This window comes from Pseudomonas sp. EL_65y_Pfl2_R96, assembly GCF_963970905.1.
In the GTDB taxonomy this organism is placed as follows: Bacteria; Pseudomonadota; Gammaproteobacteria; order Pseudomonadales; family Pseudomonadaceae; genus Aquipseudomonas.
In genome coordinates, this window is sequence record NZ_CAXAQH010000278.1 from 1 (window position 1) to 486 (window position 486).

The following is a 486-nucleotide window of genomic DNA, read 5'->3' on the forward strand; positions in this document are numbered from 1 at the left end:
TGGTGCCGTAATTCTGCCCAGCCTGGGCATAGGTGCCGAAAGCGCCGGCATCGTTGTCGCCTATCATGACGATTAGCCCCGGGCCGACCACAGCAAGCAGCGTCATCAGTCGCGCTTTGAGCCCTGTGCGGGGAGCCTCGTCGCCCAAGCGGATCGTGCCGAATGCCCCTTCGATGTCTCCGACGTGCGCTGTATCGAGCGACGCGCCGGGTTGGCCTTCGTTCACGGTTGCGGGCATAGGCGAGTGTCCGGAAGGAAGAAAACCGACGTTGGCTGGGCTAATCTGGTATGCTGATTTTGGGCACGTCCGCACACGATCTGCGTCTCCTGTCGATGGGCGAGCACCATGACGGGCAGAGCCTGCTTGCCAGATAGCGCCAGTGAGAGGTTTGACGCCACCCCTTGTTCTGCGATGATAGGGGTAACTTGGCCGTGGCTCGCGTCGTATACCTGGAGGATTGGCGCGCCAACAGTGTCGAGGAGTGT

Annotated in this window: 2 protein-coding genes; both read right to left on the reverse strand. The window is 61.5% G+C overall.

Features of this window, described 5'->3' with window-relative positions; translation table 11 throughout:
* Positions 1-238, reverse strand: a 238-nt coding sequence (locus AACY49_RS30610) for a hypothetical protein (protein ID WP_445262686.1), incomplete at its 3' end; no start/stop codon positions are given.
* Positions 223-486 (reverse strand): hypothetical protein (locus AACY49_RS30615; protein WP_339528028.1); only part of this gene is annotated, 264 nt, incomplete at its 5' end. The genes AACY49_RS30610 and AACY49_RS30615, both read right to left, overlap by 16 nt.